The 21,873-nt window shown below is 27.4% G+C and carries 28 protein-coding genes; 27 read left to right on the top strand and 1 reads right to left on the bottom strand.

What is annotated here, in order from left to right; translation table 11 throughout:
* The first annotated feature begins 12 nt into the window (after positions 1-12).
* The gene (locus tag C1715_RS12875; RefSeq protein ID WP_102400880.1) at positions 13-1,122 is read left to right on the top strand and encodes a THUMP domain-containing class I SAM-dependent RNA methyltransferase; all 1,110 of its coding nucleotides are present in this window, start codon (positions 13-15) and stop codon (positions 1,120-1,122) included.
* 1,093 nt (positions 1,123-2,215) lie between these two features.
* On the opposite strand, the gene C1715_RS12870 is transcribed toward C1715_RS12875, so the two are convergent.
* A complete protein-coding gene (locus tag C1715_RS12870; protein WP_102400879.1) occupies positions 2,216-3,955 on the bottom strand; it encodes an Rqc2 family fibronectin-binding protein in 1,740 nt (579 codons plus the stop codon).
* 186 nt (positions 3,956-4,141) lie between these two features.
* On the opposite strand from C1715_RS12870, the gene dapF reads away from it, so the two are divergent.
* From dapF to C1715_RS12740, 26 genes are all read left to right on the top strand, one after another.
* The gene (gene dapF / locus C1715_RS12865; RefSeq protein ID WP_102401943.1) at positions 4,142-4,960 is read left to right on the top strand and encodes a diaminopimelate epimerase; all 819 of its coding nucleotides are present in this window, start codon (positions 4,142-4,144) and stop codon (positions 4,958-4,960) included.
* Positions 4,961-6,064 carry a TolB-like translocation protein gene (locus C1715_RS12860; protein WP_102400878.1) on the top strand — a complete coding sequence of 368 codons (1,104 nt, stop codon included), beginning with the start codon at positions 4,961-4,963 and terminating at the stop codon, positions 6,062-6,064.
* A 163-nt stretch (positions 6,065-6,227) separates the two neighbouring features.
* A complete protein-coding gene (locus C1715_RS12855; protein WP_207654977.1) occupies positions 6,228-7,784 on the top strand; it encodes a GspE/PulE family protein in 1,557 nt (518 codons plus the stop codon).
* A gap of 76 nt (positions 7,785-7,860) precedes the next feature.
* Positions 7,861-9,033 (top strand): type II secretion system F family protein, encoded by a 1,173-nt coding sequence (locus tag C1715_RS12850; RefSeq protein ID WP_102400876.1) that lies wholly within the window; start codon positions 7,861-7,863, stop codon positions 9,031-9,033.
* 20 nt (positions 9,034-9,053) lie between these two features.
* Positions 9,054-9,479: a prepilin-type N-terminal cleavage/methylation domain-containing protein gene (locus C1715_RS12845; protein ID WP_102400875.1), complete on the top strand. Its 426-nt coding sequence runs from the start codon at positions 9,054-9,056 to the stop codon at positions 9,477-9,479.
* 16 nt (positions 9,480-9,495) lie between these two features.
* Entirely contained in the window at positions 9,496-9,933 is a 438-nt protein-coding gene (locus C1715_RS12840) for a pilus assembly FimT family protein (RefSeq protein ID WP_102400874.1), read from the top strand.
* A gap of 4 nt (positions 9,934-9,937) precedes the next feature.
* The gene (locus tag C1715_RS12835) at positions 9,938-10,381 is read left to right on the top strand and encodes a hypothetical protein (protein WP_102400873.1); all 444 of its coding nucleotides are present in this window, start codon (positions 9,938-9,940) and stop codon (positions 10,379-10,381) included.
* A complete protein-coding gene (locus tag C1715_RS12830) occupies positions 10,378-10,824 on the top strand; it encodes a type II secretion system protein (RefSeq protein ID WP_180964082.1) in 447 nt (148 codons plus the stop codon). Before C1715_RS12835 ends, C1715_RS12830 begins: the two co-directional genes overlap by 4 nt.
* Positions 10,794-11,267 (top strand): hypothetical protein, encoded by a 474-nt coding sequence (locus tag C1715_RS12825; RefSeq protein ID WP_102400871.1) that lies wholly within the window; start codon positions 10,794-10,796, stop codon positions 11,265-11,267. Before C1715_RS12830 ends, C1715_RS12825 begins: the two co-directional genes overlap by 31 nt.
* A gap of 62 nt (positions 11,268-11,329) precedes the next feature.
* Positions 11,330-12,061 (top strand): type IV pilus biogenesis protein PilM, encoded by a 732-nt coding sequence (locus C1715_RS12820; RefSeq protein WP_102400870.1) that lies wholly within the window; start codon positions 11,330-11,332, stop codon positions 12,059-12,061.
* A 236-nt stretch (positions 12,062-12,297) separates the two neighbouring features.
* A complete protein-coding gene (locus C1715_RS19165) occupies positions 12,298-12,498 on the top strand; it encodes a hypothetical protein (RefSeq protein WP_146005397.1) in 201 nt (66 codons plus the stop codon).
* A complete protein-coding gene (locus C1715_RS12810; protein WP_102400868.1) occupies positions 12,498-12,911 on the top strand; it encodes a hypothetical protein in 414 nt (137 codons plus the stop codon). The genes C1715_RS19165 and C1715_RS12810 overlap by 1 nt, the downstream gene beginning before the upstream one ends.
* Positions 12,912-13,111: 200 nt before the next feature.
* Positions 13,112-13,669 carry an elongation factor P gene (gene efp / locus C1715_RS12805; RefSeq protein ID WP_102400867.1) on the top strand — a complete coding sequence of 186 codons (558 nt, stop codon included), beginning with the start codon at positions 13,112-13,114 and terminating at the stop codon, positions 13,667-13,669.
* 44 nt (positions 13,670-13,713) lie between these two features.
* Positions 13,714-14,124 (top strand): CD1247 N-terminal domain-containing protein, encoded by a 411-nt coding sequence (locus tag C1715_RS12800; protein ID WP_102400866.1) that lies wholly within the window; start codon positions 13,714-13,716, stop codon positions 14,122-14,124.
* Between the two features lie 167 nt (positions 14,125-14,291).
* On the top strand, positions 14,292-15,197 hold the full coding sequence (gene spoIIIAA / locus C1715_RS12795; RefSeq protein ID WP_102400865.1) for a stage III sporulation protein AA: 906 nt from the start codon (positions 14,292-14,294) through the stop codon (positions 15,195-15,197).
* A gap of 11 nt (positions 15,198-15,208) precedes the next feature.
* Positions 15,209-15,724: a stage III sporulation protein SpoIIIAB gene (spoIIIAB, locus tag C1715_RS12790; protein WP_102400864.1), complete on the top strand. Its 516-nt coding sequence runs from the start codon at positions 15,209-15,211 to the stop codon at positions 15,722-15,724.
* Between the two features lie 9 nt (positions 15,725-15,733).
* Positions 15,734-15,931 carry a stage III sporulation protein AC gene (gene spoIIIAC, locus C1715_RS12785; protein WP_102400863.1) on the top strand — a complete coding sequence of 66 codons (198 nt, stop codon included), beginning with the start codon at positions 15,734-15,736 and terminating at the stop codon, positions 15,929-15,931.
* A gap of 165 nt (positions 15,932-16,096) precedes the next feature.
* On the top strand, positions 16,097-16,480 hold the full coding sequence (gene spoIIIAD, locus C1715_RS12780; RefSeq protein ID WP_102400862.1) for a stage III sporulation protein AD: 384 nt from the start codon (positions 16,097-16,099) through the stop codon (positions 16,478-16,480).
* 19 nt (positions 16,481-16,499) lie between these two features.
* The gene (spoIIIAE, locus tag C1715_RS12775) at positions 16,500-17,663 is read left to right on the top strand and encodes a stage III sporulation protein AE (protein WP_102400861.1); all 1,164 of its coding nucleotides are present in this window, start codon (positions 16,500-16,502) and stop codon (positions 17,661-17,663) included.
* A 2-nt stretch (positions 17,664-17,665) separates the two neighbouring features.
* A complete protein-coding gene (gene spoIIIAF, locus C1715_RS12770; protein ID WP_180964081.1) occupies positions 17,666-18,241 on the top strand; it encodes a stage III sporulation protein AF in 576 nt (191 codons plus the stop codon).
* A gap of 10 nt (positions 18,242-18,251) precedes the next feature.
* Positions 18,252-18,863 carry a stage III sporulation protein AG gene (spoIIIAG, locus tag C1715_RS12765; RefSeq protein ID WP_102400859.1) on the top strand — a complete coding sequence of 204 codons (612 nt, stop codon included), beginning with the start codon at positions 18,252-18,254 and terminating at the stop codon, positions 18,861-18,863.
* Positions 18,864-18,901: 38 nt separating this feature from the next.
* Positions 18,902-19,414: a SpoIIIAH-like family protein gene (locus C1715_RS12760; protein WP_102400858.1), complete on the top strand. Its 513-nt coding sequence runs from the start codon at positions 18,902-18,904 to the stop codon at positions 19,412-19,414.
* Positions 19,415-19,495: 81 nt separating this feature from the next.
* Positions 19,496-19,894, top strand: a complete 399-nt coding sequence (locus C1715_RS12755) for an Asp23/Gls24 family envelope stress response protein (RefSeq protein WP_102400857.1) — start codon at positions 19,496-19,498, stop codon at positions 19,892-19,894.
* A 126-nt stretch (positions 19,895-20,020) separates the two neighbouring features.
* Positions 20,021-20,419: a transcription antitermination factor NusB gene (gene nusB / locus C1715_RS12750; RefSeq protein ID WP_102400856.1), complete on the top strand. Its 399-nt coding sequence runs from the start codon at positions 20,021-20,023 to the stop codon at positions 20,417-20,419.
* A 31-nt stretch (positions 20,420-20,450) separates the two neighbouring features.
* Complete coding sequence (gene xseA / locus C1715_RS12745; RefSeq protein WP_102400855.1) at positions 20,451-21,662, top strand: exodeoxyribonuclease VII large subunit; 1,212 nt, start codon at positions 20,451-20,453, stop codon at positions 21,660-21,662.
* Entirely contained in the window at positions 21,655-21,873 is a 219-nt protein-coding gene (locus C1715_RS12740; RefSeq protein ID WP_102400854.1) for an exodeoxyribonuclease VII small subunit, read from the top strand. Before xseA ends, C1715_RS12740 begins: the two co-directional genes overlap by 8 nt.

The following is a 21,873-nucleotide window of genomic DNA, read 5'->3' as shown; positions in this document are numbered from 1 at the left end:
GTTGAATAGTAAATGTATGAATTGATAGCAACATCCACTTTTGGTTTAGAGTCTGTGGTGGCAAAAGAATTAAAACAATTGGGTTATGAAGATTTGAAGGTAGAAAATGGTAAGGTTACTTTTGAGGGAGATGAATATGATATAGCTTTGTGTAACATTTGGCTTAGATGTGCAGATAGGGTACTTATAAAAGTTACAGAATTTAAAGCAGAAAGCTTTGAAGAGTTATATCAAGGAACATTAAAGGTAAATTGGGGAGATATAATTCCTGAGGATGGTTTTATGCATATTACAGGAAAGTCAGTAAAATCAAAGCTATTTAGTGTTCCTGATTGTCAAAGTATAGTTAAAAAAGCTGTAGTTGAATCCATGAAGAGAAAATACAATAAAGAATGGTTTTCAGAGGACGGACCAGAATATAAAATAGAGGTAGCTCTTTTAAAGGACATAGTAACATTAACTATCGATACTTCAGGCCCAGGTTTACATAAAAGAGGATACAGGGAAAAAGCAGGTGAAGCCCCTATGAAAGAAACATTGGCAGCAGCTTTAGTGCTTTTAAGTAACTGGAATAGTTCAAAACTTCTTATAGATCCTTGTTGTGGTTCTGGAACTATAGCAATAGAAGCTGCCTTAATAGGTAAAAATATAGCTCCTGGACTAAATAGAAATTTTGTGTCAGAAAATTGGCCTCAAATTCCTAAAGAAGTTTGGGAACAAACTAGGGATTACGCTAAAAGAAAAATAAACAATGAAGATTTAAAGATAATGGCATTGGATATAAATAAAGGAGTTTTAAGAACTGCCAGAGAAAATGCTAAAGGTGCAGGAATTTCGGAGTACATTCATTTTCAGCAAATACCAGTTCAAGAGTTTACTACAAAGAAAAAAGGAGCATGCGTCATATCTAATCCACCTTATGGAGAGAGAATAGGTGAGATTAAAGAGGTTGAAAGTATATACAAAAGATTAGGAGAGTTGTATAAAGAAAATGATACTTGGTCATTTTTTATAATAACCTCTAATGAATGCTTCCAAAAGAACTTCGGTAGAAAAGCAGATAAAAACAGAAAACTTTATAATGGCCGAATTAAGTGCTATTATTATCAGTACATAAGATAAGAAAATTATGACTTTGTCATAATTTTCAGTGGGCTAGTGTTCTAGTGTGCTAGAGGGCTAGTAAAGGATAATTTTTCTCCATTTTATTACGAAAAATTTTAAAATATAAAAATAGGGTCTATCGCATTAAGAAAAATCTAATTTTAATTCCGTAATAAATGTGTAATTTGGGACTGTTCACGATACGCCAAGAACTTCTAAATGTCTCACAGTTAAAGCCCCTAAAGCTTTCAAACTCACTCGTTCCTCGTTCAAACATGAAAGCTTCTTAACGGGTCTTTAACTGTGAGACATAAGAAGTTCTAAGGCTAGTTCAATAGTCCCAAATTCCACATTTATTACTACATTAAAATCATATTTTTAGTTTAATATGTATGTGGTTTGAGAGGAGAAGCCTACTAAAGGATGATTTTCCTCCTCTTCGCTATAGAAAATCTTTAATTTATAAAAAAACGCTCATAATATTTTTTAGGCGTAGCCTTTCGTTTAATCTACAATATTATTTTTATTAATTGTGAGATAGAATTATTAACTTTGATTATATACTAATGAATAATTGATTATGAAAATACATTAATATGTAAGAGTTAATATATTTTGCCGTGAGGCATTGGTTTGTATAAATCTTAATCATTTCTATGTATTTAGGTTGGCTATCGCCAATAAAAGATTTTTAAAGCGCTAAAAGAAAAAGCTATAACTATTCCATTTAATGAAATAGTTATAGCTTTTTTGCTATCCCATTTATTTAATTAAAGATTTTCCGTAACATAGTGGAGGAAAATCCTCCTTCAGTAGGCTGTCTCGCCCATAAGTAATGTACGTATGAACCGAAAAATCTGTCTTTAAGGTAACAATAAATATATTTTTTTAGACTATTGAGCTAGCCTTAGAAATTCTTTGTTTTCAAATATCAATACCCGTTAAGAAGCTTTCATGTTTGAGCGCCGTTAGAAGCGAGTTTGAAAGCTTTAGGGTATTGATATTTGAAGACATTAGAATTTCTTGGCGTATTGCGAGCAGTCTTAAAAAATATATTTATTGTGGACTTAAAGACAGATTTTTCTTGTAGCACTTGCTTCGTAATTTATTCTTATTTTGAGGTTTCTTCTGAAACTAAAATTTTGGGTTCTGCCAATATGGTTTTATTAGTGTAGTAAATAACCATGCCTGGTTTAGCACCAGAAGGTTTTTTTACATTGCGGATTTCTGTATAGTCTACAGCTACTTTCGAGGAATTTCTTCCCTTGCTATAATACGCTGCAAGTGAAGAAGCTTCTTCGAGAGTTTTATCTGTGATATTTCCGTTATTTTTAATTATTACATGAGATCCGTGCACATCCTTTGTATGCATCCATATATCATTTTTTCTAGCAAATTTTAATGTTAAATAATCATTTTGTAAATTATTTTTTCCTACATAAATATCACAGTTGTCGCTAGAAACGAAGTGAAGAGGTGAAGATTCTTTTTTATTTTTATTCTTTAATGATTTTTTAAATTTAATGTATCCAGTTTCCATTAATTCTTTTTTTATATCATCTATTTCATCATAGCTATCTACATTTTCAATATTGCTCAAAACTGAAGATAAATACTGAAGTTCTTCTTGTGAATTTTTAAGTTGAAGGCCTCCCATTTCTTCTGAGGTTTTTAATTTATTATATTTCTTATAATAATATTGAATATTTTCTGAAGGAGTTTTATTTTCATCTAAGCTTACAGTTATGTATTCTTCATTTTCACTGTAATAGTTCAGCAATCTTGCTTCAGAATCGCCTTTTTTTAAGCTGTATATATTAGCGGTTAGTAATTCACCATAGAGTTTAAATTTATCTTTTGATTTACATTTTTCTAAAGTGTCGTTTAGAATTTTGATTTTCTTTTTACATCTATCTATATTTGTGTGAATTAATTTTTGTAAATCGGAACTCTTAGATTTCAATCTGTCAATCTTATCTTTTTGATAGTAGAAATCCTCTAATAATAAAGATGCTGAAGTATATTGTTTTTTTATGCAGTTTTCTTCTAATCTTAGCAAGTCTACGCAGTGGAAGTCTTTTAATAAACCATTGTTGTCCATATAATAAGAAAAATTAAAGTGGTTATTTAAAAATTCATTAAAGAACTCTTTTGAAAAAGTAAATAAATCTTCTAAAGTGAATTTATTATTATGTTTATTATTGTTTAATCTATAGAAAAGTTCTTTTGAAAAATCAGAGCTTACCCCAGTAAAAGTTTTAGAAAACAGCTTTTCAGAAATATTTATGTTATTTTGATTTACCCATTTAATAAAATTCTCCATTGAAAAGTCGCTAGGGTTAAGTTTATTTGATTTTGGAGGGTATATATATTTTATGCCAGCATAAAGATTTCTATAGCTATTTATATCTGAGGTAATATGTTTTATACTATCCATTATTATATTGTCTCGTTCCCTTACAAGGGTTATATTACTATGTCTTCCCATGATTTCTATTATTAGGTGATATCTGCTATTAAAGCCCATTTCATCAGAACTTTCGAAAGTTATATCTAGTATTCTATCGAAATTTATTTGCTTAATATTTAGAATTTTAGCACTGTTTAAGTATTTTCTTAAAATCATGCAGAACATAGGTGCCTTTTGAGGGTTTTGTTTTTGTATATTTGTGAGATGTATTCTTGGATAATTGGAACTAGCGCTTATTAAAAGTTTTTTGTTTTTTCTATTTTCTCTTATGGTTAATATTATTTCATCTTTTTCAGGTTGATTAACCTTATCTATTTTACATCCTATTAATTGTTTTAATTCTTCTTTTATGCTATGTAAAAATAATCCATCTAAAGCCAATTTATTTCATCCTCTCTAAAAAAAAGTTATAAAATATAAAACAATGTAACCAAACTTGTATTGATTATTTATTTAAATATTGTATACTTTAGTATAGCATTAATAAAAGATGATTAAAACATTAAGACATTTAAATTTTTATGATACAATATATTTATATAAATATGGAAGGTGATATAAGTGAAAATGTATTTTACTAAAATGCATGGTTGCGGAAATGATTTTATAGTTATAAATGATTTAGATAATAATTTCAATAGTTTAAATGAGTTGGCTCCTAAGTTGTGTCATAGGAATTTTGGAATTGGAGCAGATGGAATATTATGCGTAAAAAAAAGTAGTGTAGGGGATATTAAGATGGAAATAATAAATTCTGATGGTTCCTATGCTGCTATGTGCGGAAATGGTATAAGATGTTTTGCAAAATATGTATGGGAAAAGGATATTGTAAAGAAGGATAAGATAAATATAGAAACAGGAGATGGCATAAAAATAGCTAATCTTAATATAAATAAGAATAAGGTAGATACTGTTACTATAAATATGGGAAGTCCAGAATTTCATCCAGATAAAATACCTACAGTAAGTGCAGATAAAATAATAGATAAAACTATAAATATAGGACAAAAAAATTATAAAATAACCAGTTTATTAATGGGAGTTCCCCATACGGTTGTTTTTGGAAAATTAAAAGATTTTAATGTAGAAGAAGGTAAATTAATAGAGAAGCATAATATTTTTCCTAAAGGAACTAATGTGAACTTTGTAGAAGTAGTTAGTAGAGAAGAAATAAAAGTTATGACTTGGGAGAGAGGAGCAGGAGCTACTATGGCATGTGGTACTGGATGTTCAGCTTCTGTAGTGGCTGGAAGGGAATTAACTTTATTAGATAATAAAGTTAAAGTTCATGTCCCAGGAGGAGTATTGCAAATAGAATTAGAAGATAATAAAGTGTTCATGACAGGTAGTGCTGAAATTTCTTTTGAAGGAGTATGTGAAGTATAAATGAAATTTACTGGTAGATTAGTCTCAACAACATTAATATTAATAGTTACTTTAAATATTGCGGCCTGTAGTAAGCCTAACATGAATAAAGATATTAGTAAAAGTACTTCAGAAACATCTATAGATATAAGAAATATAAAATTCCCTAATATAACTATAATGTGTAACAAAAAAGAATATAATCAGGTATTTAGTATAAATAAAGATACTCTAGATAAAATAGGGAAGATAGCTAAGGAAGATATTTTAGATTTAATATACCACAAAGAAAAAGGCTTGTATATCTTTCTTGTAAAAAAAATAGATGAAAGCGGAAAATCTAAAAATCAGATAAAAATAATTAAGGATGAGCATACAAAAGTATTAAATGAATCTTCAGTTTATTCAGATATTAGAATATCTCCAGATTCTAATAATATATTATTTAGAAGTTTTAAGGATGTAGATATGAATGAACCTGAAGGAATTAAAGTGTATGATATACAGAATAATAAGCAAATACAAATTAAAACGAAAGTTTTAGTATCTGGGGATGTATATGAGTGGTTAGATAATGAAAACATAATTTATTATGGCATTATATCTGATAAACCTAATTCAGGGAATATATATAAGTATAATATAAAGTCAGGAGAAGAATCTGTTTATTTTAGTAAGTTAGAAGGATTTTGCTCTAGAATGTACTCAATATCTAAGGATGAAATCTTGGTTTTGGACAATAAAGAAGAGCAATATAAGCTTGTCTATTATAACGTGGATACTGGAGAAAAGAAACTTATATCTCAAAATATAACTGATATGACAAATGCAGTTGTGAATAAAGATAAAAATTTATTGTATTTTATAGGTGAGGCTTCTGAAAGCAATAACTTTGCTTTGTTCTCTATAGATTTAAATACTTTTGAATGTTCTCAATTAACTTATGATTTGCCTAAGAATGTAGATAAAAAAGCGGGATTAGCTATTGACACAAATGGAAATGTAATATTTGGAGGGAAAGATAGCGAAAATAATAATGATATATATATTTACGATGTGAAAAATAATTCTACTAATTTAATAACGGAGAACTCAAACAATTATAAAATATATGGCAATAATTAAAAATTGAACTTTCTTAGTTATAAATTATAATTGAAAATTGAAAAATTAAAACTATATTCGTATTTTTTTCATGTACCTTATATGCAAAAGTTTAGTTTAAAATATATTAAAATTTTAAGGTAGTCTATTTACTGAAATAGGCTATCTTTTTTTATGTACTCTTTTGTTTAAAAAATACATTAAAGGATATAAATATAATATAAAAAGAAAGGAATTTCATATGGTTGTAATAAAGGAACATAACATAGACGTTTTAAATTTAAAATTAAATATGGATGTGTTAAGTAAAATTTCGGGTAATATTGCTTATAAATTTTCTATTTTGCCGTTTAATATACAAGAGAATAAAGTGTGTATTTTAGCTTCAAAGGAAATAAAAGAAAGCACTATAGATTATATTAAGTTTATATACAAAAAAGATCTAAAAGTATACATAGTAGATAAAAAAGAAGTGCTTATGGCAGTAAAAAAATATCATAAAAAAATGATTCTTCATGGAGCTATAAAAGAAATTGAAAAAAACAATATGCTATATAAGAATTTGGATACAAATAAAAATCTCACAGATATAGAAAATGCTCCAGCAGTTAAAATAGCCAATACTATAATTAATGAAGCTATAGCTATGAGAGCTAGTGATATTCATATAGAGCCCTTTGAAGAAAAAGTAATAATACGATTCAGAATAGATGGGTCATTGATAATTTACACTGAGTTGTCTAAAGAGGTCTATATTTTTTTACTTTCTAGAATAAAGATTATGGCTGATATGGATATATCTAAAAAATTCATGCCAGCAGATGGGAAAATTTATTATAAACTAGAGGAAAAAGAATTTGACCTTAGAGTATCTACTGTGCCAACAGTGTATGGAGAAAAGGTAGTAATAAGGATTTTACACAAGGATGGAGAAAAACTCTCATTAAATGCCTTAGGATTTCAAAAGGAAAGCTGTAATTTAATAAAAAAGTGTATAGGGAAACCTAATGGAATGATTTTAGTTGCCGGTCCTACTGGAAGTGGCAAAAGTACTACTCTTTATTCACTTTTAAAAGAACTTAATGAGAAGGAATGTAATATTACTACTATAGAAGATCCTGTAGAATACAACATGCCTTTTGTAAATCAAATAAATATAAATAATAAAGTAGGATTGACTTTTGCTCAGGGGTTAAGAAGTATCCTGCGACAGGACCCAGATATAATAATGATAGGAGAAATAAGGGATAGTGAAACAGCTAAAATAGCTGTTAAAGCTGCTATGACAGGGCATTTAGTATTTTCAACATTACATACCAAGGATTCCATAGGAACTATACTTAGACTTATGGATATGGGCGTAGAGAACTATTTATTAGCAGACACTTTATTAACTGTAATTTCTCAAAGACTTGTAAGAAAGATATGTAATCACTGTAAAGAAAGTTACAAACCTTCTAAGGAAGAAATAAGGGTGTTAGACTTAGAAGAAGGGCAGTTACTTTTCAGAGGAAGAGGATGCACTTATTGTAATAAGACGGGGTATTCTTCTAGAACAGTGCTTTATGAAATATTAGTCATAGGAGAAAAGGAAAGAGAATTTATAAGAGGTATAGGTTCAGTATATAAAGCTTCCTATGGAAAAAATCTTTCTTTAGGAAAATCTCTAAGAAATAGAGGAATTCAATTGGTTAAAAAAGGTATAACTACCTATGAAGAAATAATAAAACACATTATATGAAAATGCATATATTCATGTAATGTAGAATTTAAAAATATATGCGAAAGTTGAGTTAATAATAAATGTGGGTGAAACAATGAAAAGGTATAGATATAAAGCTTTAGATATAAATAGAAACAAAATTAATGGTATGCATGTTTGTAACAATGTAGAAGAAGTAATAAAAGAGTTACATGGTAAAAGATTATTTTTACTTGATTGCAAGGAAATAAAAGATGGTAAGCTGAACATAAAAAGAAAATTTTCACTAAAAGAAACCTATATATTTTGTCAACAGTTTTATCATTTGATTAAATCTGGTATAAGTATACCAGAATCTTTGCGTTTATTAGGGTCGACATTTAAAGATGAGTTTATTAGAAAAAAAACTTGTGAGCTTTTTCAGTTAGTTTCTCAAGGAGAAAGTCTCTATAGTGCTATGGAAAATTTAAAAGGGGTATATCCCTCATTTATGATGGCTATGATTAAAATAGGAGAAGAAAGTGGAAATTTAGAACAGGTGTTTTGTAGATTGAGTAAACATTATTATTATTCTCAAGAATTGAAGAATAAGATTAAAAAATCTATGACATATCCATTAATAACATTAGGAATTTCTTCAGTAGCTATGGTATTACTTAGAGTAAAAGCAATACCTACTTTTACTAATATGATTATAGAAATGGGTGGCATTGTTCCCATAAGTACAAAGGTATTTATATTTTTATTTGATAAGGGATGTATGCTTATAGGTATATTGATAATATTATTTTTATTATGTTTTAGGCTAAATAATGTTTATAGCGGGAAGATGAAATTTAAAATTCCCTGTATATCAAAATATGTTTTACGATGGGAAGAAATAAAGTTTGTAAAAAGCTTGAATATATTGTTAACAAGTGGTGTCAATATATTGAGGTCTCTGAAAGCTATTATAGAGGCTGCAGATAACATTTATGTTAAGGAAAAATATATGAGTTCTTTAGATAAAATTAAAAATGGAAGTAGTATTTGCAGAACCTTAGAGGAAATAGAGATATTTCAAAGCTTCACTATCTCTATGATTTCTGTAGCAGAAACTAGTGGGAATATGGAAGAAGGTCTAAATAATGTGGAGAAAATTCTAGAAGAGGAATTTAAATATAAGCTAAATAAAGTTTCTCAAACCATAGAACCAGCATTAATAGTATTTATATCTATATTTATAGGCATGATAATAATTGCTGCTTTAATGCCTATTATAAATATGACTTCATCTATTAACCTTTAGAATGGAAGGGAGATGGTGATTTGAGGAGAGGTATAAATAAAGGATTTACATTAATAGAGCTTATTGTAGTTATATCTATAATTTCAATAATAACTTTAATAGCTACTCCAAATTATCTAAAGTATAGGGAATATGTTATTAGAGAGGAAGCTTTAAATATAGGAAAAGGTATATATTTAAGTGTCGTGGATTACTGTTTTATTAATAACAAATATAATATTAAAGGTAGTGGTGATATAGACTCTATAAGGAAGTTTATTCAAGAGGATGTGGAGCTTCCCGTAAGCAGCGTATCCAAATCAAAATCTTCAGTAGAGCATATTTTAGATATTAGTTACTATTACAAGAAGAAGGCATATAAATGTGAAGTAGATTTAAGTAGAAATAAATGCAAGATATTTTATATAAAAGATGGTAGTAAAAGCTTAATTTATCAAAATTATTGAGATTGGAAGGGAGCAGATGAAAAAAGCATATACATTAATAGAAATTTTAATAGTAATGGCTTTAATTTCAGCAATTTACTGTGGAACAGTATTTACTTATAAAAGTTTTAATAAAGTAAAAAGAAATTTAGATATAAATTTTTATGCTAATAATATAGTTTTATTTATAAATAAGTGTAAAAGTTATTGTAAAAGCAATGGTGTCAATGGAGCAATACAGCAATTTGAGCATGAAAACGGATTGTTTTTCACACATAATCGTCAAAATATAGATACTTTAAAGTTGCCGCCAAATGTAAAAATAGAAAGTATTAATGCTATAACTGGAAAAATAGAAATAAGTAGTTTAGGTTTTACAAGTAGCGCTTGTACTATAAAATTAAATAATTATCCTGATAATAAAAGGGTGACAGTTGAAGTAGGTACCGGATATACAAAGGTTAAGGTGGATTAAAATCATGAAAAGAAAGAAAGGTTTTGGATTTGTAGAGGTTTTGTGCAGTGCGTGTATATTTTTTATGGTTGTTGCTTCTATATTTAAACTTAAGATAACCATTAATAATATTGCTAAGCGTCAAAAAACTATTGAAAATTATTATTGTTTTTTATCTGGGCTAAAATACAATCTATTAAAAAATGTCACTTATCAAGAAATAGAAAAATTGAATGAAAATAATGAATTAAACGTATCAGGAGAAAAAATAAATGTGGATTTACTGTGTAGCGAAAATTTAGAAAACATTTTTGAAAAAGAGAAAAATCAGGATTGCCCAAGGATAACTATGGAAATAGAAAATTTCAAAAATGAAAGTGTATTAAAGATAAGACTAAAGTTATGTTTCTTAGTGAATGGACAGCAAAAGGAAGCAACTACAGAGTTTTTAAAGGGGAACTATCAATGAAGAAAAGAGCTTTTACACTTATAGAATTGATAATAGCAGTTAGTATTGCCACTGTGTTATTTTCTTTAGAGATTAGAGTTTTAGTTAGAGAAATAAGAAGCTTTTCAAGAACATGTGAAGATACTGTTAATTATTCGTCTATAAATGAAGGACTAAGTTTTATTCATAAAGTTTTATATGGCAATGGACAGGTGAAAGTAAACAATAATACTATTAAAATAATTAACAAAAAAAATAATCAAATAGAATTTATAAAATTAGTAGATGGTGTATTGAAAATAGAATATGAAGATATAAATTGTAATGCAGGTAAAAAGACTTCCAACAATATCTGCAGAAAAATTAAAGATTTTCAAGTATATAAAAATGGAAAAGTTTTATTTATAAAAATTTCAGACAAAAGTGGGAGGGAGTGTTTAAGATTTATCCCCATAGAAAATTAAAGAAAAAAGCATATATATTTATTTATACTATATTTGCAGTAATTATACTTATTACACTGATAAACTACACTATTTCTTTAAATATTTCAAATATAACCATAAATAATTATATCAAAAATTATCAATTAAAAAGTGATATAAAAGAGGATAATAAGGAAGTTTTACTTGGGAGACTATATAATTCTATAAATAAAACAGCTAAATCAATGAATTATGAAGAAATAAAAAGATGCTTAAAGAGTGAATTGAATAATGATTTACGTTATGAACAGTCATTTATAGAATATGTGCAACCGGAGGAAAAATATACATATTTAGAACCAGATATATATTTTCAAGTAGTTACTGAATTTTCTCCAGTATATAAGATAAAGGAGATATATAAGTGCACCATAGAAGATGAGAAACTAAGATTTATATATGTTTTAGCAGATACCTACTAAATATAAAATTTAAAAATGAAGATAATCATGGATAATTTAAAAAAGAAAGGAGAGTAATTTTTTTGTTTAAGAAAAGTGCATTAATAAAAATAGAAGATAGAGATACTTTTTTATGGAATAAAAGTAAATTTGAAAATATTAAAAATATAAATATAGATTTGAAAAATAGAAATTTATATCTAGTAGTGGAAGGAGAAAGAGTATATATTAAACTCTTAAGTATTCCTAAGGTATCAAAAGAAAAATTATATAAAATTATAGAATATCAGCTAAAGTATTATTTTACGGATATGGAAGAAATATTGTTCGATTATTATGTATGTAAAAAATTAAAAAAGTCTTATGATGTATTGGTTTTTTGTATTAATTCTAGGAAACTTAATAGATTACAGGGATTAATAAAAGAAAAAAATAAATTGAAATTAGTGAATTTAATACAATTTGTTATTTTAGATCACGTTAAAAACTATATAAATGATGCTCAATATACATTAATTTTTATGAATAAAGATAATTTATACATAATGGTTATAAAAAATCAGATTCTAATAGAGAATTCTATAATTAAAGATTTTAATGGGGACTCTGAAGAGTTTTTTTTAGAGTTTAACCCTATAGTAGAAAATCAATGTCTAGATCATGAGAAATGTAGTATATATACTCTATGGTTCCCCTATAAGGACATATTGGAGGAGTTAGATAAAAACTATAGATTGACACTATTGAATTATAGTGAAGAGATTATAATGGAAAGTTTTATAAAAGACGGGAAGTGCAAAATTTGCATAAAATAAATTTTTTACCTACTAAATATAGAGAAAAAAATAAAAATAAAGTTTTTTATATGAATTTTATAATTTTTTTTATAATAAATACACTTTTATTAATAAACATTTTCTTTTATAGAAGGCAAATAAAGGACATAACAAAATTGTTGGAAAGTAATAAAACATGTGCTTCGGAAAAGCAAATCAATAATAAAAACAAAAATATTAGTACTATAAATAACTTTATTTATTTATACAATTTTATGAAAAATGATATTGTCTTTAGTCATATAACTTCAAATGAAAAGGAAATTCAATTTGAAGGAAGTAGTAACAACATAAAGGAGTATATAGATTTTTTAGAAAAAGTAGAAAAAGACAAAAAATATAATATTAAAGATTTTAATAATATAAATAACCAAGGAAAAGGTATAAACTTTAGTGTAAAAATGGAAGTGAAATAATGAGTAGAAGAAAAGTTTTTAGTTTAATAATAATGATTATGATTTTTATATCATTAGTTTTATATGATTGTAGATTAAATAAAGAATTGAAAATTAAAAAAAATGATTTTAAGGTTGTTAAACAGCATAAGAGAGAAAATAAAAGTATAGAAAAAAGAGAAAAAATAGAGTGTAGTTATGTTTTAAAGGAAATTCATAGATTAAAAACTGTAGAAATAGATGAAATGTCAGTAGAAAAAAATAATACAAACCATAGTGTAAAATTTAAACTGAGGTATATTAAACCTTTAGAAGAGTTTATAAGAGACGAGGAAATAAAAAATTTTTTTGGCAAAAATAAAAATTTTATTATTGAAAGTGTGATTTTAAAAGAAAATAAGGTAATAATAAGTATGAAATGTGTTTTGGGCTGAAGAAGTAAAATATATATGTAAATATCATATGATAAAAGAAATATTTGCAAATATCAATTACTTTTGATAAAATATCATTGTTCAACATATGAAGTTGCATTGAGTATGCATATGATGGATATAGATACAATATATTTGTATTGATTGCCTACTAAAGGTTATAATAATAAATGAAATTTATTTTTTTGGAGGGATACCGAATGATTTCAGCAGGAGAGTTAAGAAAAGGAACAACTTTTGAATTAGATGGACAAGTTTTTACAGTAGTAGATTTTTTACATGTAAAACCAGGTAAAGGAGCAGCTTTCGTAAGAACGAAGATAAAGAATGTTATATCTGGGGGAGTTGTAGAAAGAACATTTAACCCAACTGAAAAGTTACAAGAAGCTGTTATTGAAAGAAAAGAAATGCAATACTTATACTCTGATGGAGAATTATATTACTTCATGGATCAAGAAACTTATGAGCAAATTCCTTTAAACTATGAAAAAGTTGAAGATGCTATAAAATTCTTAAAGGAAAATATGTTTGCAGTTATAAAATTCTTTAAAGGAGAGGCTTTTTCAGTAGAAGCTCCAAACTTTGTAGAACTTCAAATAGTTGAAACAGAACCAAGTGTTAAAGGTAATACAGCTACTAACGTTACAAAAGCAGCTAAAATGGAAACTGGAGCAATGATTCAAGTTCCTCTATTTGTAGAAGAAGGACAAATGGTGAGAATAGATACAAGAACTGGAGAATATATGGAAAGAGTTTAGGTTATACTAATTATAACTTAAATTGTTTATAAGGAAGTGGTTATATGAATTCGGTTAAGCAAAAAGTATCCTACCTTAAAGGATACATAGATGGATTGCACATAGATTCTGAAACAAAAGAAGGAAAAGTAATTAAAGAAATTACAGATATACTAGAATGTATAGCTGATGAAATTTGTTCTCTTAAAAATTCTAATGGTGAAATAAAAGAATACATAGAACAAATTGATAATGATTTAATAAATGTTGAAGATGAAATATATGGATTAAGTGAAGATCTTATTGATGAAGGTTGTGAGTATAATGAGGATGATTTTAGGGAGATGAAATGTCCTAGTTGTAATGAATCTATATTTATAGATAAAACACTATTCCAAAGCAATGAACATTTAGAATGTCCTAACTGCAGATATAATATAATTTTATGTGGCAAAGAGGAAGAAAAAACTGAATAAAATGTAACCAAGAGGCTTTGAACGAAAAGGGAGTATGCATTATAGCATTACTGCCTTTTTTATATTTTTTGTGATTTAATCATTTTATTACATAGAAATATTTTAAAATTAAGTAATAAATTTCACACATAATAAATAGAAATTAATTAAGAGAGGAGGAATATTTGATGTACTTGTATGGTTTAGAAAAATTTCTAAGTGAGCCTTTAATTAAACTAATAAAAAACACAGAAGAATTGGACAAACTTCAAGAAATACGCATAAGAATAGGAAAACCAATAATTTTGGGCATAAATAATAATGAAATTTTAAAAGAGTATATTCCTAAAGAAGAGGAGCTAAAAAGCATTGTTCAAAGATTTAGCAGCTATTCCCTATATGCCTTTGATGAAGAAATAAGACAGGGATATATAACTATAAAAGGCGGACATAGAATTGGTATATGTGGAAGTTGTGTGGTAGAAAAAGACAGAATAAAAACAATAAAAAATATAAGTTCCATAAATATTAGAATTTGTAGACAAATAAAAGGTTGTGCAGATAATATAATGCCTTCTTTAATTGAACAAGGAGAAATAATGAATACAATAATAATTTCACCACCAAAATGTGGGAAAACCACTTTGATAAGAGATGTAACTAGAAATGTATCTAATGGTATAGAAGGAATAATTGCTGGGAAAAAGGTTTCTGTAATAGATGAAAGAAGCGAAATAGCAGGATGTTATTTAGGAGTTCCCCAAATGGATGTAGGAATAAGGACTGATGTTTTAGATAGCTGTCCTAAAAGTTATGGTATATCCATGGCCATAAGAAGTATGGCGCCAGAAGTTATAGTTTCTGATGAAATAGGAACATACAAGGATATGGAGAACATAATACTTGCATTAAACTCTGGTGTGAAGGTTATTACAACCATACATGGGTACGATGAAACGGATCTTTACAGAAGACCAGTATTTAAAGAAATAATAGATAATAAAGTTTTCACTAGAGCTATCATACTTAGCAATACTAGAGGTGTTGGCACTGTTGAGTATATATACGATTTTAACAATAATACCAAAGTTTAGGAGATGTGGCCGTGATTAAAATTATAGGAAGTTTAGTTATAATTTTATCTTCCACTTACATGGGATTTGCATATGGCGAAGAGCTTAAAAAGCGAGTAGAACACTTAAAAGAGTTTGAAAAGGGAATATATTTATTGAAAAATGAAATGTTTTACACATACACATCTCTACCAGAAGCTTTTAAATCCATAAGCTCTAAGTCAAAAGGAGAAGTGAAAAGCATTTTTAAACGTATATGGCAGCTTTTAAATAATAATGAAGTGGAAGATGTATATGAGGGATTTAAAATAAGCATTGACGAAAGTAAAAGCTTAAAGTTAAAGGAGGAGGATATAGACATAATTTTAAATTTGAGTAAAAATTTAGGCAAATCCGATTTGGAAGGGCAAAAGGCAATAATATTATTTACTATAGAAAGCTTGAAAAAGCAAATTAGTGTTGCAGAAAAAATAATGGAAAAGAACACTAAAATGTATAGATACTTAGGATTTTCTATAGGTGCCATGTTGGTAATTATGTTGTTATAGGAGGTAAGTATGTTAGACGTAAGTTTACTATTCAAAATTGGAGCCGTTGGTATACTTATAATCATATTGGACAAGGTTCTTAAAAGTGGTGGAAAGGATGAATATGCAGTTATAACCAATCTAGCAGGAGTAGTTATAATACTTTTGATGGTTATTAATTTAATAAATAAACTGTTTAATACAGTTAAAACACTATTTCAGCTGTAGTATATTAAATCCTTAGTTTTTTAATTTAAAAATTGAGGCTTTATTGTTAAGTGATCAATGATCATTTGTATATTGCTTATTAATTATATTTTTCAATTTGATATTAATGTTTTAATTTTTGGTTGGTAGTAAAACAATAAACAAATTAAACTATAGGAGGAAAGTATGGAAATTGTTAAAATAGTATCATTTGCCTTTATAGCCTTATTTATAATATCCATATTTAAAAAAAGAAGAGACGATGTAGCTTTGCTCATTAGCATATTTTGTGGATGCTCTATATTCGTATTTATGATAGATAAATTATCTGTAATAATTAAATTTCTTCAAAGTTTGGCCACTAAAGCTAATATTGATGTTGTTTATTTGAATATAGTGTTTAAGGTGCTAGCTATTGCTTTTTTAGCTACTTTTTGTAGTGAAATCTGTAAAGATGCTGGGGAAGCTACTATAGCATCTAAAGTAGAATTTAGTGGCAAAATACTTATTTTAGTATTATCAATACCCATATTGATGGCAGTGTTAGATACTATTACAAAAATTTTATAGATAAAAAAGTGAGGTAGATATGAAGAAAATAGTGGGTTTAATAATAATATTTACCCTGTTTTTTACAAACTTTAATGTACAAGCATCATCAGTAGATCACAAAAAAATAAACGAAATTGCCAATGGAGAACAAATGGAAAGTTTATATAACTATATATCTAATATGAAAAATAAATATGAGATAATACAAGAATTAAATCCTAAAGAATATGTAATGGAGTTTATGAAAACTGGTGATGGTAAATTTTCTATTAAAAAATTTGGAAATGCTCTATGGTCCTATACTTTTAGGGAAGTACTAGCTGCTTTGAAAATAATGATAAGCATTCTCATCCTAGGAATTGTAAGCTCACTACTTAAAAATTTGGAAAATGCTTTCAGTAACGAAAAGATGACAAAGGTAGCTTATTTTGCTTGCTATTCACTGGTGATAATAGTGGTGGCTAAAAGCTTTAAAATAGGGGTGTCACTGGTAACTAGCACTATAAATACTATGGTAGACTTTATGACGGCATTGATACCAGTGCTTTTAGTAATGCTTGCTAGTGTAGGAGGTGTTGTAGAGGCCGCGGTTATGAACCCAATAATAATTGTAGCTATAAATATATGTTCCAGAATTTATGTAAGTTTTATTATTCCTATGATACTTATGAGTTTTGTTTTAAATTTCGTGAACAACATATCGGATGATTATAAAATAAGTAATTTAACAAAGATATTTAGTAAGGTAGCACTATGGACACAGGGTATAATTATGACTGTTTTTGTAGGAGTAGTAAGTATAAGGGGCATTACTTCTAAAACTTTAGATGCAGTTACATCAAAAACAGCAAAATATGCAGTGGATAATTTCGTACCAGTTATAGGTAAATGTCTTTCGGATGCAATTTCTACAGTAGCAGGATATTCGCTTTTAGCTAAGAACGCTTTAAGTAGTTTAGGACTTGTAATAATTTTAGCTATAATTGTAATACCTATAATAAAAATATTTATCATAGCATCAATGTATAAAGTAAGCGCGGCACTTATAGAACCTATATGTGATAAAAATATGGTAAAGTGCATCAGTAATTCTGGTGATTCTTTAATTTTACTTATGTCCACTTTAATTAGTGTTTCATTTATGTTTTTTATAATGCTATGCATTATAGCAGCAGCTGGAAGTGGAGTTTTAGGAGGATAAAAATGATTGAGTTTATGAAAAACTGGGTAATAACCATAAGTGTTTGTGTATTTTTTATAATTGCAGTGGAGGCTATACTGCCATCTAATAATTTAAAAAAGTATGCAAAATTTGTATTAGGGTTGATATTAATAATTACAATAATAAATCCTGTTATAAAATTTATTAACAAAGATTTAAATATAACTAGTGCTATAAATTTGGAAAAATATACTGAAGATAAGTTGTATAAAAATACTTATGAAGAATATAAATATAAAAATATCGAAAACACCTGTGAAAATTTTGAGTACAATTTAGAAAAAGAATGTAAAAATAAACTTAAAGAAAAATATAAAGACAATAATTTCAAGGTGGATGTGAAAGTAAAATATCAAGAGGATGCTAATAGCTTTAAAATAGTAAATATGAGTATAGGGGTAGGAAAAGAAAAACTAGTAAGAAAGGTGGAAATAAATACTAAAAAGCCTAGTGAAAATAAAGAGAAGCTGGAAAGTCAGTTAAGTAATGACATGAAAAACTATATTAATAGTGAATTTAAAATTCCATTTAATATTATAAGTATATATAAGATCTAAGGAGGTTAAAATGGACTTCAAAGATAAAATTTTAAAATTTAAAAATCAATTAAATAAGGACAAGGATAGTAATAAAAAAATTTTTAATTTAATAGTAATAATACTAATTGGATGCATATTGATGATAGCAGGCAGTAGTTTTAAAGGAAATAAAAACACAAAGATAGCTACTGCAAATACTCAAAATACTAAAGAAGATATAGAATATACCGGAGATAATGATAAAGAATATGAGATATTTCTTCAAAATGAACTAAAGACAAAATTAGAGAAGATCCAGGGAGTTGGAAGAGTAGAGGTGATGATTTATTTTGAAAGTGGGGAAGAAAAGGTTCCTGCAGTGAATATCAGTAATTCTGATAACGTTACTAATGAAGAAGATACTGCAGGAGGTAAGAGAAAAATTTCTCAGAACAACAATGATAAAAATGTAGTAGTTACCAATGAAAATGGAAGTAATAAACCACTGATAGTTAAAAAAAATAAGCCTAGAATTACAGGTGTACTAGTAGTGGCAGAAGGGGCTGAAAGTAAAGTTACGGAACTAAGGATAAGTAAGGCAGTATGTGCATTATTCAATGTACCAAATGTTAAAGTGAATGTATATCCTATGAAAAAATAGCATATAATTCTATGTAAGAAGAAATGGGGGGTTTTGTAATGAATAAGAAACAAGCTATTATTATTGTGACATTATTGGTGTTGATTGTTTGTTTAGGTATGGTGGCAACTAAGGTAAATAGTTCATTAATATCTAAAAATGGTGGAAAAACTAAGGATAAGAGTGCCATATCCTTTACTGACAGCCAAAAAGGAGAAACCAAGAATAATTACTTTACAGAGTCAAAGATGTTAAAAGAAGAAGAAACTATAAAGACACTTCAAAATTTAAAATCTATAATTGATGATGAGAGTGTTGAAAAGGAACAAAAATCTAAGGTTATAGAAGAATTCAGTAACATATCTACTAATGCAGATAAGGAAAATAGAATAGAAATAGCACTTAAAGGAAAAGGCTTCGAAGATGTTATATGCATGATAGAAAATAATAATAAAGTTAGAATAATAGTAAAATCAGATAAAAAATTATCAGACAAACAAGCTAAAGAAATACAAGATGTAGTTATGAGTATTGCAGGATTAAACAATGTAGAAATCGAAAATAAAGAATAATAATTGTAAATATAAAATGTATTTGATATAATGTATCTAAGGGTAAAGAGATTTATTTAAGAGACATAAGGAGGTAAAGAGATGGACGAAGGTTTAAAAAAATCAGAAGCAGTGGGAGTTGTAAAAATTTCTGACGAAGTTGTTAGTGTCATCGCTGCATTAGCTGCGGATGAAATAGAAGGTATAGAAGAAATAAACGCTGGTTTAGCTGGAGGAATATCACAAATACTTAGCGGTAAGAAGAATATATCTAAAGGTGTTAAAGTAAATGTGAATGAAGGAAGTGCTGCTATAGATTTATACGTAGTGGTAAGGTACGGCATTAGAATACCTGAAGTTTGTGAAAAAGTTCAAAAAAATGTTATGAAAACAGTGGAAACCATCACAGGCTTAAATGTTTCAGCAGTTAACGTATATGTCCAGAATATATCAATTCCTAAGATTGAAGAGAAAAATAGTAAAGAAGAAAAGGAAGACTAAATATCACCCTCTGAAATCAGAGGGTTTTTCCATGTTTATTATTATGAATAAATTTAGTATATTTACATTTTTTTTGATAATACTTAAATAATAGAGATAAGAACACTACTGAAGGGAGAATTTTTTATGAATAGAAGAAAATCAAGAGAAGTTGCAATGAAGTTATTATACGGTAGAATTATAAACAAAGGTGAATATGAAGATCTAATAGAGGATTTTAAAGAAAATTCTGAAGAGAGTACAGAAGATGTTGATTTTTCATATGTAATAAAGACTTTAAAAGGAATTGAAGATAAATTAGTAGAAATAGATGAGGAAATAGAAAAATACTTAAATAATTGGAAACTTAATAGAATTTCAAAGGTTAACCTTTCAATATTAAGGTTAGCTGTTTATGAGATAAAATTTACAGAAGAAATACCTTATAGAGTATCTGTGAATGAAGCTATTGAACTTGCAAAAAAATATTCAGATGACAAGTCACCAGCATTTATAAATGGTATATTAGGTAATATGACAAAATAATCATAAAATAGGGGAGGTTAGTCACCTAGATATGTTTATTAAAACTTTAACTGTTGGTAAATTAAACAATTATATAAAAAAAATAATGGACAACGACTTTATACTTAAAAATATTTACGTAAAAGGTGAAATATCTAATTTAAAGTTACACAGCAGTGGACATATATATTTTTCTTTAAAAGATTCGGATGGTAAGATAAGTTGTATTATGTTTAGAGATGCAGCTAAAAATCTTAGTTTTCAGCCAGAGAATGGAATGAAGGTTTTAGCTACTGGAAGGGTATCTGTATACATAAAAGAAGGAAATTATCAATTATACTGTAGTGAAATGCAGATAGAAGGAGTGGGAGAATTACATATAGCATTTGAAAACTTAAAGAAAAAGCTATATGAAAAAGGGTTATTTGAAGATGAACATAAAAAATCCTTGCCTAAATACCCCAAAAAAATAGGGGTAATAACTTCTGCTACTGGTGCAGCAGTAAGAGATATAATAAATGTGTGTAAAAGAAGAAATCCTAAAATAGAAATATTAATTTATCCTACGCTGGTACAAGGAGATACTGCTAGCGTAGAAATTATAAATGCCCTAAAATACTTAGATAAAAAAGAAGACATTGAAGGTATAATAGTAGCTAGAGGCGGAGGAGCGCTAGAGGAACTTTGGGCTTTTAATGATGAAAATTTAGCTAATGCAATTTATAAGTGTAAAACTCCAGTGGTATCTGGAGTTGGGCATGAAACAGATTTTACTATAGTGGATTTTGTATCAGATAGAAGAGCACCAACGCCTTCTGCAGCCGCAGAGATAATGATTCCAAAGCTAGAGGATATGTATAAGGAAGTATATGATTATGGACAATATTTATACTCATACATGGAAAGATTTATGGATTTGTCATATAATAAAATTAATTCTTTAAAGAGCAAGCTAGAGTTAAATAGTCCACTAAATGACATTGTCAATGGATACAGAGTACTGGATAATTATAAGAACAGTCTTGAAAGTATTATTAAAAATAAAATATATTTGGAAAAAGATAAATTAAACGAATATAAAATAGTATTAGAAGGAAACAATCCTTTAAACTCTTTAGAGAAAGGGTTTTCAATTATATATGATGAAGATTACAATATAATAAAAACTAAAGAGGAAATAGTAGATAGTGATATAGTTAGGGTAAGATTAAAAAATGGAGAAGTAAAATTAAAAATACAAGTTCTGGAGGAGAGCAATGGCTAAAAAGGTATCTTATGAAGAGATGATAAAAGAATTGGAAGGCATTGTTAAACTTATGGACAGTGAAGAATTATCTTTGGATGATGCCATAAAAAACTATGAAAAAGGAATAAAGTTATATAATAAGTTAAGTTCCATACTTAGTACAGCAGAGGGTAAAATAAAGATAATTAAGGATAATGAAGAGAAAGATTTCTTAGATGAGAGGGATTAG

This window comes from Haloimpatiens massiliensis (assembly GCF_900184255.1).
GTDB classification, from domain to species: Bacteria; Bacillota; Clostridia; order Clostridiales; family Clostridiaceae; genus Haloimpatiens; species Haloimpatiens massiliensis.
Note: the sequence above shows the minus strand (reverse complement) of the source record. Positions and strands in the feature narration are given on the sequence as shown.